Source organism: Streptosporangium sp. 'caverna', assembly GCF_003203775.1.
GTDB classification, from domain to species: Bacteria; Actinomycetota; Actinomycetes; order Streptosporangiales; family Streptosporangiaceae; genus Streptosporangium; species Streptosporangium subroseum.
In genome coordinates, this window is the sequence record NZ_CP029711.1 from 9350177 (window position 1) to 9364075 (window position 13899).

The 13899-nt window shown below is 69.0% G+C and carries 16 protein-coding genes; 10 read left to right on the forward strand and 6 right to left on the reverse strand.

The annotated features are described in order from the left end of the window. Positions 1–117: 117 nt before the first annotated feature. Positions 118–729: a TetR/AcrR family transcriptional regulator gene (locus DKM19_RS40115; protein ID WP_110703280.1), complete on the reverse strand. Its 612-nt coding sequence runs from the start codon at positions 727–729 to the stop codon at positions 118–120. A 158-nt stretch (positions 730–887) separates the two neighbouring features. Between DKM19_RS40115 and DKM19_RS40120 the strand changes: the two genes are divergently transcribed. Further along, on the forward strand, positions 888–1292 hold the full coding sequence (locus DKM19_RS40120; protein WP_110703283.1) for a nuclear transport factor 2 family protein: 405 nt from the start codon (positions 888–890) through the stop codon (positions 1290–1292). Positions 1293–1439: 147 nt separating this feature from the next. On the opposite strand, the gene DKM19_RS40125 is transcribed toward DKM19_RS40120, so the two are convergent. Continuing rightward, a complete protein-coding gene (locus tag DKM19_RS40125) occupies positions 1440–1742 on the reverse strand; it encodes a hypothetical protein (RefSeq protein ID WP_110703286.1) in 303 nt (100 codons plus the stop codon). Positions 1743–1879: 137 nt separating this feature from the next. Between DKM19_RS40125 and DKM19_RS40130 the strand changes: the two genes are divergently transcribed. Together DKM19_RS40130 and DKM19_RS40135 are read left to right on the forward strand one after the other, a co-directional pair. Beyond that, positions 1880–3295 (forward strand): MFS transporter, encoded by a 1416-nt coding sequence (locus DKM19_RS40130; protein ID WP_110706327.1) that lies wholly within the window; start codon positions 1880–1882, stop codon positions 3293–3295. Next, positions 3292–4278, forward strand: a complete 987-nt coding sequence (locus tag DKM19_RS40135) for a sigma-70 family RNA polymerase sigma factor (protein WP_110703289.1) — start codon at positions 3292–3294, stop codon at positions 4276–4278. The genes DKM19_RS40130 and DKM19_RS40135 overlap by 4 nt, the downstream gene beginning before the upstream one ends. 265 nt (positions 4279–4543) lie before the next feature. On the opposite strand, the gene DKM19_RS40140 is transcribed toward DKM19_RS40135, so the two are convergent. Continuing rightward, the gene (locus DKM19_RS40140; protein ID WP_110703292.1) at positions 4544–5743 is read right to left on the reverse strand and encodes an NADP-dependent malic enzyme; all 1200 of its coding nucleotides are present in this window, start codon (positions 5741–5743) and stop codon (positions 4544–4546) included. A gap of 264 nt (positions 5744–6007) precedes the next feature. Between DKM19_RS40140 and DKM19_RS40145 the strand changes: the two genes are divergently transcribed. Then, positions 6008–6541 carry a CGNR zinc finger domain-containing protein gene (locus tag DKM19_RS40145; RefSeq protein WP_089213354.1) on the forward strand — a complete coding sequence of 178 codons (534 nt, stop codon included), beginning with the start codon at positions 6008–6010 and terminating at the stop codon, positions 6539–6541. Positions 6542–6701: 160 nt separating this feature from the next. On the opposite strand, the gene DKM19_RS40150 is transcribed toward DKM19_RS40145, so the two are convergent. Further along, entirely contained in the window at positions 6702–7007 is a 306-nt protein-coding gene (locus tag DKM19_RS40150; protein ID WP_110703295.1) for a S24 family peptidase, read from the reverse strand. A 91-nt stretch (positions 7008–7098) separates the two neighbouring features. Between DKM19_RS40150 and sodN the strand changes: the two genes are divergently transcribed. The 3 genes from sodN to DKM19_RS40165 all read left to right on the forward strand — a co-directional run bounded on the left by sodN (position 7099) and on the right by DKM19_RS40165 (position 8953). After that, positions 7099–7500, forward strand: a complete 402-nt coding sequence (gene sodN / locus DKM19_RS40155) for a superoxide dismutase, Ni (protein ID WP_110703298.1) — start codon at positions 7099–7101, stop codon at positions 7498–7500. Positions 7501–7730: 230 nt separating this feature from the next. Beyond that, on the forward strand, positions 7731–8156 hold the full coding sequence (locus tag DKM19_RS40160) for an anti-sigma factor (RefSeq protein ID WP_110703301.1): 426 nt from the start codon (positions 7731–7733) through the stop codon (positions 8154–8156). A gap of 17 nt (positions 8157–8173) precedes the next feature. Beyond that, positions 8174–8953, forward strand: a complete 780-nt coding sequence (locus tag DKM19_RS40165; RefSeq protein WP_179282577.1) for an RNA polymerase sigma factor SigF — start codon at positions 8174–8176, stop codon at positions 8951–8953. Here DKM19_RS40165 and DKM19_RS40170 read toward each other — a convergent pair. Then, positions 8950–9333, reverse strand: coding sequence for a hypothetical protein (locus tag DKM19_RS40170; RefSeq protein WP_239513848.1), 384 nt, complete (start codon positions 9331–9333; stop codon positions 8950–8952). The genes DKM19_RS40165 and DKM19_RS40170 overlap by 4 nt on opposite strands. 78 nt (positions 9334–9411) lie before the next feature. Here DKM19_RS40170 and DKM19_RS40175 point away from each other — a divergent pair, with 78 nt between their 5' ends. Both DKM19_RS40175 and DKM19_RS40180 read left to right on the forward strand, forming a co-directional pair. Continuing rightward, complete coding sequence (locus tag DKM19_RS40175) at positions 9412–10371, forward strand: diacylglycerol kinase family protein (RefSeq protein ID WP_110703308.1); 960 nt, start codon at positions 9412–9414, stop codon at positions 10369–10371. Between the two features lie 282 nt (positions 10372–10653). Beyond that, positions 10654–10908 (forward strand): WhiB family transcriptional regulator, encoded by a 255-nt coding sequence (locus DKM19_RS40180; protein ID WP_089213359.1) that lies wholly within the window; start codon positions 10654–10656, stop codon positions 10906–10908. Positions 10909–11205: 297 nt separating this feature from the next. Here DKM19_RS40180 and DKM19_RS40185 read toward each other — a convergent pair whose 3' ends face one another. Continuing rightward, entirely contained in the window at positions 11206–12669 is a 1464-nt protein-coding gene (locus DKM19_RS40185) for a sensor histidine kinase (protein WP_110703311.1), read from the reverse strand. Between the two features lie 68 nt (positions 12670–12737). On the opposite strand from DKM19_RS40185, the gene DKM19_RS40190 reads away from it, so the two are divergent. Continuing rightward, the gene (locus tag DKM19_RS40190) at positions 12738–13898 is read left to right on the forward strand and encodes an 8-amino-7-oxononanoate synthase (protein WP_239513849.1); all 1161 of its coding nucleotides are present in this window, start codon (positions 12738–12740) and stop codon (positions 13896–13898) included. Position 13899: the final 1 nt, after the last annotated feature.

Consider the following 13899-nt stretch of genomic DNA (forward strand, 5'->3'; position numbering starts at 1 on the left):
GGCGTGCCGAAGGTGCCGGGCACGCCCACACCGAGCCTCTCGCCGAGAAGCACGCCGGGCCGTGATGAGAGGTCGGCGGACCCATCGAACAGGGTAAAACCGTCGTCGCCCCGGGGATCAGGCGGAAAACGGGGTCGGTGGGTCTGTCTCGGCCGCTTCGAAGCCGCGGCGCAGGAACTGCAGGAGCCGGCGTGCGTGGTGAGTGTCGGCGCTGACCATGGCGGCCGCGCTTGTCAGTGCGAGCAGGTCGCCCACGGAGAGGTCGGACCGGACGGCACCGGCGTCTCTCGCCCGGATGAGCAGACTTTCCGCGGTCGATCTCATCGACTCGTGCCACCGATCGAACAGCTCCGTGCGGCGACCGTCCGGGCTCTCGGTGGCGGCGAGGGCCAGGGCACGTTTTGTCGCGACGTGGACGATGAAGCCGTCCAGCCAGTCGAAGAGCGCCTCGGCCGCCGAGGGTTCGTGGAGCAGGGCTGCGCCCCGCAGGCAGAGCGCGTCCACCTCGTCCGCGTACACGGCGACGAACAGATCGCCGCGGGTGGGGAAATGCCGGTAGAGCGTCGCGTTGCCGAGGCCGGCCCGGCGCGCCACGTCGTCCAGCGCGACCTCGGGACCGTACTCGTCGAAGAGCTCCTTCGCCGCTGAGAGCAGCAGCTCGGCGTTTCGCGCGGCGTCCGCTCTCCGCGCCCGCCCGGGGGCGGCTCGCTCATCTCCGCTACGTGCCATCGGCTACTCCAGGTTGTTAAGCGGGGATTTCCCCGGTTACTCTACCAACCTAAACGGGGAAGTCCCCGTATCACCGTTCCAGGCGCGGGAAGTCACATGTCGACGGCGAGGCCGAGTTTGACCGCCGTACCGTCCCGAGCTCTGACGAGAGGACCCTGATGACACTGACCGCTGAGGACCGTACGGCCATCACAGAGCTGATCTCGCTGCACGGGCACCTGGTCGACGACGGCGAGTTCGACCGGATGCACGAGGTGTTCACCACCGACGTCACCTATGACGTCACGGACATGGGTGGTGGATCGATCGAGGGGCTGACGGCGCTTCGGGACGCCGCACTCGCGATGGGCGCGTTGAACCCCGTCGGCCACCACGTCACGAACATCGTTCTCACCGAACTCGCCGACAATCGGGTGCGAGCCCGGTCCAAGGGAATCGGCATCAACGCCGACGGCACGAGCGGAAGCGTGACCTACGAGGACACGGTCTCGTACGGTGACCAGGGGTGGAGGATCAGCCATCGCAAGGTCCTCGCCCGGCGAGCTCCCCTGGGCGCCAGGTAACGCGGCGACCGGGAAGCGGCTGAGCAAGCCGGACGCTCCGTAGCGTCGACCTACTCGCCGCTGCGCCGATCGGTCGCGGTGACCGGGAAGCGGCTGAGCGAGTCGGGCGCTCCGTGGGGTCGGCCGACTCGCCGCCGGGCCTTAGCGCTAACCGTTCGCGGGCACCACCCCGGCGGAGTACGAGCCGATCAGGGTGGCGGCGTCGCGGGCGGGACCGACGGCCAGGCGGTCGCCGAACTCGCGCTGGAACTCCTGGAAGGCGGCCAGTCCGGACAGGCCCTCACCGTCGACCACGTGGACGAAGGTGACGCCGTCTGCCAGCCGGAACGAGCTGTAGTGCAGGCCGGGTGGCGCCGTACTCGCCAGCTCCGCGAAGACGTTCTCGATCAGGTGCTGGTTCCTGTCGGCGGCCTCTGGCCTGGTCTGGTAGCGGATCACTGCTGCGGTCATCACGGTTCTCCTCGGTCGTTGGCTGTCACTTCTTCTGACCGCGCCGGCACCCCGAACTCATCGCCGCGACGAGTCGCGATGAGTTCGGTCCTCCGCCGCTGTCAGTACCGGTGACAGTGAACTTCTGGAGGACCCTCGTGAGCAGCAAGGAACGGACGACCGTCGAGCAACGCCGGGTGCTGGCCCTGGCCTCGATCGGCTCGGTGATGGTCGCGCTCGACACCCTGGTGGTCGCGGCGGCGCTGACCACCATCAGGCAGGATCTCGGCGCCTCGATCGAACAGCTGGAATGGACGGTGAACGCCTACAGCCTCAGCTTCGCGATGCTGCTGGTGACCGCGGCGGCGATCGGCGACCGGTGGGGCCGGCGCCGGACGTTCGCGGCCGGCCTGGCCCTCTTCTCCATCGCGTCGATCGCCTGTGCGCTGGCGACCTCGGTGCCGTTGCTGATAGCCGCCCGGACCCTCCAGGGAATCGGCGCGGCGGCCGTGATGCCATTGGCGATGAGCCTGCTCGGTGCCGCCTTCCCCCCTGAACGCCGCGGCTGGGCGATCGGCGTCTTCAGCGGCCTGACCGGTCTGGCGGTGCTGGGCGGTCCGATGATCGGCGGTGCCGTGACCCAGGGGCTCGCCTGGCAATGGATCTTCTGGATCAACGTGCCGGTCGGTGCCCTGGCGATCCCTCTCGTCCTCCGGTGGATCCCCGAGAGCAGGGGAACGGCTCGCCGGCTCGATCCGGGCGGCGCGGCGCTGATCACCCTCGCCGTCCTCGGCATCGTCTGGGGCGTCGTCCGCGGGCCCGCGGCGGGCTGGAACAGCCTGGAGGTGATCGGTTCGTTCGTGCTCGGAGGCCTCCTGCTGCTGGGGTTCCTGGCCTGGGAGAGTCGCGCGCCGCAGCCGATGGTGCCGCTGACGTTCTTCCGGTCGAGGGCGTTCTCGGCCGGCAACGCGGCCGGCTTCTTCCTGACCGCGGCGCTCTACGGCGCCGTGTTCTTCCTCGCCCAGTTCATGCAGGCCACCTTCGGCTCCGGTCCTCTGAAGGCCGGGCTGCAGCTCCTGCCGTGGACGGCCACGCTGTTCCTGGTGGCGCCCCTCGCCGGCCGTCTGGTGGATCGGATCGGCGAACGTCCGCTGGTGGTGACCGGGCTGGCCTTGCAGGCGGCCGGCCTGTTCTGGATCGGTCAGGTCGGCGGCGGCACGGTCCACTACTCCGAACTGGTGCTGCCGCTCATCGTGGCCGGTTGCGGCGTCTCGATGGCGATGCCGGCGACACAGAGCGCCAGTATCGGAGCGCTGCCCCGCGAATCCGTCGGGATCGCCTCCGGCATCTACAGCATGATGCGGCAGCTCGGCGGTGTCGTCGGAGTCGCCGTACCGGCCGCGGTGTTCGCCGGCGCCGGGGGCTACGAGTCCTTCACCACCGGGTTCACCCGGGCCCTGGCCGTCTGCGGCGTACTGTCGTTGCTCGGAGCGCTCGCAGGACTCGGGATCACCATGCGGCGAAGTACAACAGGTCCGGTGGCCCGGCAGGAGCTGGTCGAGGAGTTACGTTGAATCTGGAGGACGAGTTCGCGCGTTACCGGGGTGAGCTGGTCGCGCACTGCTACCGGATGTTCGGGTCGCTGCACGACGCCGAAGACGCCGTGCAGGAGACGTATCTGCGGGCGTGGCGGGGGTTCGCGGAGTTCGAGCAGCGCTCGTCGGTCAGGACCTGGCTCTACCGGATCGCGACCCGGGTCTGTCTGAACGCCCTGCAGCACAGCAGTCGCCGGATGGTGCCGTCGGCACTGGGCGCGCCCGGCGTCGACCCGGACGACCTGGAGGAGCGGGCCCTGGAGACCAGCTGGCTGGAGCCGTTCCCCGACCTGATGCTGAGCGCCGACCCGGCTCTGGTCGTGGGGACTCGGCAGAGCCTCAGACTGGCGATGGTCGCCGCCCTGCAGCACCTGCCGCCGCGGCAGCGCGCCGTACTGATTCTGCGGGATGTGCTCGCCTGGCAGGCGTCCGAGGTGGCCGGTCTGCTCGACACGACCACCGCGGCGGTCAACAGCTCGCTCCAGAGGGCCCGTGCCGAGCTGGCCAAGCTCGCACCCGCCGAGGACCAGTTCAGCGAACCGGACGAGCCCGTACGGCGGGCCCTGCTCGACCAGTACGCCAAGGCCTTCGAGAAGGCGGACCTGGCCGCTCTGGAAGGTCTGCTGACTCAGGACACCCGGTGGGAGATGCCGCCGATCCCGACCTGGTTCGACGGTCGCGACGACGTGCTGCGCCTGCTCAGGGCGAAGGTGACGCCGGGGGAAGGTCTGCGGATCTTGGTGGAGACGTCCGCGAACGGGCAACCGGCGTTCGCGAAGTACGTCCGCGGTCGCGACGGCGCCTTCCATGCGCACTCGATCGAGGTGCTGACCCTGACCGGCGCAGGCGTGTCCTCGGTGCTCGCCTTCCACCGGGCGGACCTGTTCGGCTCCTTCGGCCTCCCGATCGACCGTCTCCACCGGGATGAAGGCGCCTCGGGTACGGATGACCCACCCAACTGACCACCACCACAGCGGCGGCGGACCGATGCATCGGTCCGCCGCCGCTTCGCTTGCCGGCCGGGTTGTGCCGCGTTGCCGGCCGCCGCCCTTCCGGCGTGCCCGCTTGGCGGCGGCGTCACGGGCCGCCGGGAGCCGGTGTCCGGCCCACGACGTGATCTCCACGGCCTGACCGGTGAGACCCGGCGGGATCTCAACGAGGACAGCCGGCTCCAGAGCCCCGATGACTGGTTTCCGCCGGGACCGATTTTCGCGGCAAGGTCGGACCCTAGATGCGGGCGACCCCGTCGGCGCGGGCCTGCGCGGCGACCGCGGCGATGACGGCGGGGGCGACGCGCTCGTCGAACGGGCTCGGGATCACGTAGTCGGCCGACAGGTCGTCCCCGACCACGGCGGCCAGCGCCTCGGCCGCGGCGACCTTCATGTTCTCGGTGATGGTGGTGGCACGGACGTCGAGCGCTCCCCGGAAGACACCGGGGAAGGCCAGCACGTTGTTGATCTGGTTGGGGAAGTCGGAACGGCCGGTCGCGACCACCTGCGCGTGCTTCCTGGCGATCTCCGGATGCACCTCCGGCGTCGGGTTGGACAGCGCGAAGACGATCGAGCCGGGCGCCATCGACGCGATGGCCTGCTCGGAGACCGTCGAGCCCGACAGGCCGACGAACACGTCGGCCCCGGCCAGCGCGTGCTCCGTGGAACCTCGCAGGTCGGCCCTGTTGGTGTCGCGCGCCAGGGCCTCCTTCACCGAGTTGAGCCCCTCGCGGCCCTGGTAGATCAGGCCCTTGGAGTCGGACACCCCGATGTCACCGATGCCCGCGTTGAGCAGGATCCGGCTGACGGCGACCCCGGAGGCGCCGGCGCCGGCGACCACGACCCGCAGCTCGCCCAGCGAGCGGCCGGTCAGCCGGGCGGCGTTCTTCAGCGCCGCCAGCACCACGATCGCGGTGCCGTGCTGGTCGTCGTGGAAGACCGGGATGTCCAGAAGCTCGCGCAGCCGGTCTTCGACCTCGAAGCAACGGGGCGCGCTGATGTCTTCCAGGTTGATGCCCCCGAAGGAGGGCGCGAGCCGCACGACCGTCTCGACCAGCGCGTCCACGTCGGTGCAGTCGAGACAGATCGGCACCGCGTCGACGTTCGCGAACTGCTTGAACAGCAGGGCCTTGCCCTCCATGACCGGCATGGCGGCGGAGGGCCCGATGTCTCCGAGTCCGAGCACCGCGGTGCCGTCGGAGACGACGGCGACCACGTTGGACACCCAGGTGTAGTCCTTGGCGAGCTCCGGGTTCTCGGCGATCGCACTGCAGACCCTGGCCACACCCGGGGTGTAGGCGAGTGCGAGGTCGTCGGCGTCGCGGACCGGGACGGTCGAGCGGACCTCCAGCTTGCCGCCGCGGTGCAGGGCGAAGGCCGGGTCCGTATCAAGAGCTTCGAGCGTCTCGAGGGAAGTGGAGGATGGCGTGAAAGCCACAGTGACCCCTGTTGGTTCAGTCAGACGGATAGTTCCTTCGGAGGCGGCCGCAGGAAGCGTGTCCCGGGCTTCGGTAGCCGCTCGGGGCCTGCTCACTGAGCTCGGTCGCCTGGAGGGGTCGGGGGTCACCCGTCGCTCGATTGTGCCACATGTTGAGACTCCGCCAGATGCCAGAGGTCACTTACCTTGTTGACGTGGTGTTAATAGCGCCACTCGTGTAATACTCGAAATCCCTATTCATCGCTTACATTGACGGGTCACCCGATGGACCTGACCACCTACGCCGAGCTGGCCGTACTACTGATCAACAGCCCCGACCGGCTGACCGGTCTGGAAGGTCTGCGCGCTCTCCTGGAAGAGGGTGGCCGCTATCGGCCGGGCTGCCGTCTCACCCGCGGCGACCTCGACGCCCTGCGCGACCTCCGCGAAGAGCTCATCATCGTGTTCGAGACCGCGGACGCCGGCGACGAGCAGGCCGTGGTCGACCGGCTCAACTCGCTGCTGATCCACCATCCGGTCCAGCCGCAGATCTCCGGTCACGACGGCGAGCGCTGGCACATGCACCTCACCGAGGGCGGCCGGATGGCCGACCAGTACGCCGTGGGAGCCGTCATGGGCCTGGCCACCATCGTCACCGACCTGGGCGTGGACCGGCTCGGCCTCTGCCAGGCGCCGCCCTGCCGCAAGGCCTATCTCGACACCTCCTCCAACCGGTCCCGGCGCTACTGCTCGGAGCGCTGCGCCAGCCGGGCCAACGTGGCCGCCTACCGGGCCCGCCAGAAGGTCGGCAGCCCGTAACATCGTGGCCGCCCGCCGGACCCGCCAAAGATTTGCAGCACCGTGGCTGTTTTATCGGGCACCGCAGAAGGTGGACGGCGGTCCGTAATGCCGTGGACGACCCGTGACGCCATGACCGCCCGCCGGGCACGGCGGCCAGGCGACCCGTGGACGCCGCCGCCTAGCCGGCCCGCCGGAAGGGCGGCGGCCAGTAACGCAGCACCACCCGGCCGACGATCGACGACGGCGGCAGCGCGCCGAAGTCCCAGCTGTCGCGGCGGCCGGAGGCGCGCTGGTTGTCGCTCTCCAGCCACCATCCCCCGTCCGCCTCCCAGACGGCCCGCTTGACGATCAGCCTCGCCTGGTCGGACGGAAGGCGTGCGACGACCAGGTCCCCGGCTCTCACCGGGGCGTCGCGCCACACCCACAGCCAGTCGCCGGGCCGCAGCGCGGGCAGCATCGACTCTCCCTCGACACGCACTCTCATGGAGCGCAGCCCCCTCCCACACGGGTTTTTGAAGACGAGTAAGGTCGTTAATCGGACCATGCTGAACTCAGCATCAAGGAAGGATTTTCCGATGCTCGCACGACTTCTGCGACCCAAGCACATCGCCTCCGCGCACTGTGACCTGCCGTGTGGTGTGTATGACCCCGCTCAGGCTCGCATCGAGGCCGAATCCGTGAAGGCCATCATGGAGAAGTACGCCGCGAACGAGGACCCGGTCTTCCGCGCCCGCGCGATCACCATCAAGGAGGAGCGGTCCGAGCTCGTCAAGCACCACCTGTGGGTGCTGTGGACCGACTACTTCAAGCCTCCGCACCTGGAGACCTACCCGCAGCTGCACCAGCTCTTCTGGGACGCCACCAAGCTGGCGGGCGCCGCCGGCGGCAAGGGCACCGTCGACGTCGCCAAGGCTGACGAGCTCCTGGGCAAGATCGAGGAGATCTCCGACATCTTCTGGAAGACCAAGGCCGCCTGAGCAAGGCAGCGCCGCCGCTGATCGCGGCGTTCGGCGTCGTGATCAGCGGCGTGATCAGCACAGCAGGCCCCGCATGAGGTGCGACCATGCGGGGCTTGACCTGTTCAAGCGCCCTTTTTGGACATCTTCAGATGTTCTAGTGGTGTCAATTCACCCCGATCGCGAGTCCAATCGGGCCAAGGACCGTCCAGGGGCTGTAGGTTGCAGAGAGCGACTCTGCAAGGAGGAACGTGACCGAACACACCGAGGTGCCTGCGGCCGGTATGAGCGGTATCCGCGACGTGGTGAGCGTCCGGCTGCCGGCGGCGAGTGCCTATCTGTCCGTGCTACGTACGGCGACCGCCGGACTGGCCGCACGGCTGGACTTTACGCTGGATGAGATCGAGGATCTGCGGATCGCGGTCGACGAGGCGTGCGCGATGTTGCTGGCCCAAGCCGTTCCCGGCACCGATCTGACTGCCGAGTTCGAGCTCACCGGGCAGCTGATGCAGGTCCGGGTCGAGGTCAGCACGGTCGGTAGTTCCGCACCGAACCGCGATGACTTCGCCTGGATGGTGCTCACCGCCCTGGCTGATGATGTGGATGCCGTAACCGACTCCCCCGACCGTATGGCGATCGTGCTCCGCAAGCGCCGAGGCGCAGCGAGGCCAGCGTGACGGAAAGGACTCGTGCCATGGCCGCCAGCGACCACGCTGTGCCCGACCGGGTGCGCGCGCGCCTGCTCTTCGCGGAACTGGTGGAGTTGCCCGCCGACGACCCGCGGCGCCAGCGTATCCGTGACGAGCTCGTCGAGCTGCACCTTCCCTTGGTGGAATATCTCGCCCGCCGGTTTCGCAACCGGGGCGAGTGGCTTGACGATCTCACCCAGGTCGCGACCATCGGTCTGATCAAGTCGATCGACCGCTTCGACCTCGGCCGAGGGGTGGAGTTCTCCACCTACGCCACCCCGACGATCGTGGGCGAGATCAAGCGGCACTTCCGCGACAAGGGCTGGGCGGTCCGCGTGCCGCGCCGCCTGCAGGAGCTCAAGCTCTCGCTCACCAAGGCGATCAGCGAGCTCTCCCAGCGGGAGGGGCGAGCACCCACCGTCGCCGAGCTCGCCGGGTTCCTGAAGATGACCGAGGAGGAGGTGCTCGAGGGGCTGGAGTCGGCCAACGCCTACTCGACGGTCTCCCTTGACGCGCCTGACTCGGGTGACGACGACGCGCCCGCGGTGGCCGACTCCCTCGGCATCGTGGACGACTCCCTGGAGGGCGTCGAATATCGCGAGTCACTCAAGCCTCTGCTCGAGCGGTTGCCTCCGCGCGAGAAGCGGATCCTGCTGCTGCGATTCTTCGGCAACATGACACAGTCACAGATCGCCACCGAGCTCGGCATCTCCCAGATGCACGTGTCCCGGCTGCTCGCCAGGACCCTGGCACAGCTCCGTGAAGGCCTGACCGTGGAGGATTAGTCCTGGTCCCCGTAGAGGGCCTGGGTCGTCGGCGGGGACAGGAGCGCGACCAGTCCGATCACTGCGATGGCGATCAGCGGGATGCCGATCGCCTGCTGGTCGGACTGGATCAGCGTGACGCCCACGGGCAGGGCGAAGATCTGCGTCAGCACGCCCGGACTCCGCGTCCACCGGTCGACCTGGATCATCCCCCAGGCCACCCGGAGCAGACCCGCGCCCACGAGGATCCCGAATCCGGCGACGAAGATCGAGCTGATCAGATCGGCCGGTTTGCCGATCACTGTCTCGACGCCGACGTAACCGCCGAGCAGCAGGGCGGTGACGCCTTCCAGCCCCATGATGGCGGCGGCGACGGTGAGGGTCATCGGACGGTTCGGCACGCGCCAACCCTATCGCCGGGACATCCCGCCTGCTTCTTTACCACCCCTGTGCCGTAAACGGCGGATACGCTGAAAATTATGCGCGCGATGCTCCTGGTGAATCCGAAGGCGACGACGACCAATCAGCGGACCCGGGACGTGCTCATCAGGGCGCTGGGCGCCACCCTGGATCTGACCGTCGAGGAGACCCGATACCGGGGACACGCGGCCCAGCTCTCCCGCGGGGCGCACGCCTCCGGATACGAGGTGGTGGCCGTGCTCGGCGGCGACGGCACGATCAACGAGACCGTGAACGGCCTGCTCAACGCGGAGGACGGCAAGCGGGGGGACGACGGGAGCGCGGTGGATCGGCCGGCTCTGCTGGTGATCCCCGGCGGCAGCGCGAACGTCTTCGCGAGGGCTCTCGGCCTGCCGAACAACCCGGTCGAGGCGGTCGGCGCGGTGCTTGAGGCGATCCGTGACGGACGGCGGCGGACCGTCGGCCTCGGCCAGGCGATCTGGGACGACCAGAGCAGATATTTCACTTTCTGTAGCGGCCTGGGATATGACGCCGAGGTGATCCGGGCGGTCGAGGGCATACGGGGCACCGGCCGCAAGGCCACACCCACGCGTTACGTGAACACCGCGTTGCACCACTATCTCTCGACCGACAAACGCCATGCCGCCATGACCGTCGAGGGCCCGGACGTGCCGCCGACCGGCCACATCTTCCTGGCGATCATCTCCAACACCTCCCCGTGGAGCTACATAGGCTCCCGGCCGGTCTCCCCGACCCCGTGGGCGAGCTTCGAGACCGGCCTCGACCTGCTGGGACTCCAGCGCCTCGGCCTGCCCGCGATGGCCCATCTGATGCCCCAGATCATCGGAGCCCGCGACACCCTTCCCACCGGCGGCCACCTGGTGCAACTCCATGACGAGAAGGAGTTCACCCTGAGCGCCGGGCGCCCCGTGGCGTTCCAGCTCGACGGCGACTACCTGGGCGAGGTCGAGCGGATTACGTTCCGCTCTATCCCGAATGCGTTACAAGTCTTGGTCTAACCCGTTACATGCGGTCATTGTGTGACGCATCCGACATCCATATCAGGCAAAACGTTCCCCCAAACCTCTTGCGTGCACAGAGCGTGGCTGCCAATCTCAACATTGACGTCGGAACGTAGGACCTTTGAGCGGCCACATCGCTCCCGGGCCACCGACGATCAAGTGGACATGCCCCCGAACCAAACCAAGGGTCGGGATACTGTTCGCGCTGGCTAGTGAAAGTCTTCACAAAGTGAGCCGACGGAGCCACCGCAAGGGCTCCTCTTACGAAGGAGTGGACGCATGGACTGGCGCCACCGAGCTGCCTGCCGTGACGTGGACCCCGAGCTGTTCTTCCCCATCGGCAACAGCGGCCCCGCCCTGATGCAGATCGAAGAGGCCAAGCAGGTCTGCCGTTCGTGCAGCATTAGTGAAGCATGCCTGAAGTGGGCCCTGGAGTCCGGGCAGGACGCCGGCGTCTGGGGTGGCCTGAGCGAGGACGAGCGTCGCGCCTTCAAGCGCCGTACGGCCCGCGCCCGCACCCGCGCCACCGTCTGATCCAATCACACTCGATCGTCGGCGCCGTCAACGGGTCGCCGACACCGTCCGACGGCCGATCCGCCGGACCTCCCTGGATCCGAGAAGATCCGAGGAGATCCGCGAAGAGACGGCCTGAGGTGTTCCCCCTTCCCCGCCCCGGTTCGGAACCGCGGGGAGGGGAGTCGTGCCCGGGACGCCCGCAAGCACTACGGGACCGCAGCCCCTCGCCAGGCCCTACGGGCCCGCGCGCCACCGCCCGCTCAGACGGCGGGACCCTGCGGGGCTCGCGCACCATCGCCCCTGTTCAGGGGCCGTTCAGACCGCGGGCAGGGGGATGCCCAGGGTGACCTCCGTGCCGCCGCCCTGCCGGGGCTCGATGGCCAGCCGCCCGGACAGCTCTCCCACCACCAGGGTGCGCACGATCTGCAGGCCGAGACTGGTGGACGAGTCCAGGTCGAAGCCCTCGGGCAGACCGGTGCCGTCATCGGAGACGATCACGTCCAGCCTTTCGGCCCCGCGGGACACGATCACCTGAAGTTTGCCCGGCCGGTGTGCCAGCCCGTGCTGGACCGCGTTCTGCAGCAGCTCGGTGAGGACCATCGCCAGCGGCGTCGCGATCTCCGAACGCAGCACCCCGAACGCCCCGATGCGGCGCGGCACGACCTGCGCCTCCGGAGCCGCCACCTCGCCCGTCATCGCGATCACACGATCGGCGATGTCGTCGAAGTCGACCTGCTCCTCGGGCGTGTGGGACAGCGTCTCGTGCACGATGGCGATCGACCCGACCCTGCGCACCGCCTCTTCCAGCGCTTCCCGCCCCTCCGGCACCTGCAGGCGCCTGGCCTGCAGCCGGAGCAGCGCGGCCACCGTCTGCAGGTTGTTCTTCACCCGATGGTGGATCTCCCGGATGGTGGCATCCTTGGTCATCAGCTCCCGCTCGCGCCGCCGCAGCTCGGTCACGTCCCTGATGAGCACCAGCGCGCCGATCCGCCCGCCGCCGACGACCAGCGGGATCGCCCGGAGCTGCACGACCGTGCCGCCCGACTCCACCTCGGTCTCCCTGGGCTCCCGCCCGCTCGCCACGATCATCAGGTTCTCGTTGATGGGCTCGTCGCGGTAGCAGAGCGTCGCGGTCGTACGGCCCAGCTCGGCGCCGACCAGGTCGGCGTTGAGGCCCAGCCGCCGGTAGGCCGACAGCGCGTTCGGCGAGGCGTAGGTGACGCGGCCCGCCCGGTCCAGCCGGAGCAGTCCGTCGCCCACGCGCGGCGAGCGGACCAGGATCGGCTCCGCGCCCGAGAACGGGAACCGTCCCTCGGCGACCATCTGGGCGAGGTCGGAGGCGCTCTGCAGGTAGGTGAGCTCAAGCCTTGAGGGGGTGCGCGCGGACGACAGGTTGGTCGAGCGCTGGATGACGCCGAGAAAGTGGTCCGCCCGCCGTACCGGAATGGTCTCCTCGCGGACCGGGACGCCGCTCGACCAGTCGGGATCGCCCTCGCGGCAGATCCGCCGCTCGTCCCAGGCGATCTCCAGGAGCACCCGCTCCCCCTTGGCCGCGATCATCCCGACGATGTCGTCGTGATAGACCGTGGGCCCCGTGGTGGGCCGCATCTGCGCGACCGCGATCCATCCCGAGCCGTCCTTGAGCGGTATCCACAGGATGAGATCGGCGAATGACAGGTCCGCGAGAAGCTGCCAGTCGGAGACCAGCGAGTGCATCCACTCGAGGTCAGCATCGTCGAGCGCGGTGTGACGAACCGCCAGGTCGCTTAGAGTCGGCACCCGTGCATCATGCGTTCTTTGCAGGCCCGAACGCGAATCGGGTGGGACCGACTGGGAAAATGCCCCCTATGGAACAGACCCCCGACCCGCTGGCACGTTTCCGCGCCGCGGCGGCCTCACGGGAGGCAGCGGGTCTGAAGCGGACCCTGCGTGCCCGCACCCCGGACGACGACGGCCTGATCGACCTCGCGTCCAACGACTATCTCGGGCTGGCCAGGGACGAGCGCCTGGTGGAGGCGGCCACAGCGGCCACTCGGACCTGGGGCACCGGTTCGACGGGCTCCCGCCTGGTCACCGGCTCCACCGCCCTCCACGCCCGCCTGGAGGCGCGGCTGTGCGCGTTCGCCGAGGCGGAGGGCTCCCTGGTGTTCTCCTCCGGCTACCTGGCCAACCTGGCGGCCGTCGCGGCCCTGGGCAAGGACGCCCTGGTGGTCTCCGAGGCGGGCAACCACGCCTCGATCGTGGACGCCTGCCGGCTGTCGCGCTCGCGCGTGGTGGTCACCCCGCACAAGGACGTGACGGCCGTGGAGAAGGCGCTGGCCGACCGGCACGAGGATCACGCGATCGTGGTCACCGACGCGGTCTTCTCCGTGGACGGCGATCTGGCGCCCCTGGCGGAGCTGTACGCGGCGACCGTACGGCAGGACGCGCTGCTGGTCGTCGACGAGGCCCACTCGATCGGCGTCATCGGCCCTCGCGGGCAGGGCGCGGTGCACGCCGCGGGCCTCGCGGCCGAGCCGGGCGTAGTGAGAACCCTCACACTCTCCAAATCCCTGGGATCCCAGGGCGGAGCCGTGCTCGGAGCGCCCGAAGTGATCCAGACCCTCATCGACACGGGCCGCTCGTTCATCTTCGACACCGGGCTGGCCCCCGGCAGCGTTGCGGCGGCACTCGCCGCTGTGGATATCCTTCACAACCAGCCCGAACTGCCCGGATACGTACGGACCAGGGCGAGAGAACTGGCCTCGATGGCCCGCGAACTCGGCCTGGAGACCAACGATCCGGCAGGTGCGGTCGTCCCCATCGTGCTCGGCCCGCCCGAGACCGCGCTCCGGGCCGCCCTCGTCTGCGCGGAACGCGGAGTGCGGGCCGGATGTTTCCGGCCGCCCTCGGTGCCGGTCGGCCGCTCTTGCCTGCGGTTGACCGCACGGGCCAATCTGAGTTCAGATGATCTAGCGGTGATCAAGGGTGCGCTCACCGCCGTGGCCGAGATGAAGGTGACCATGTGAG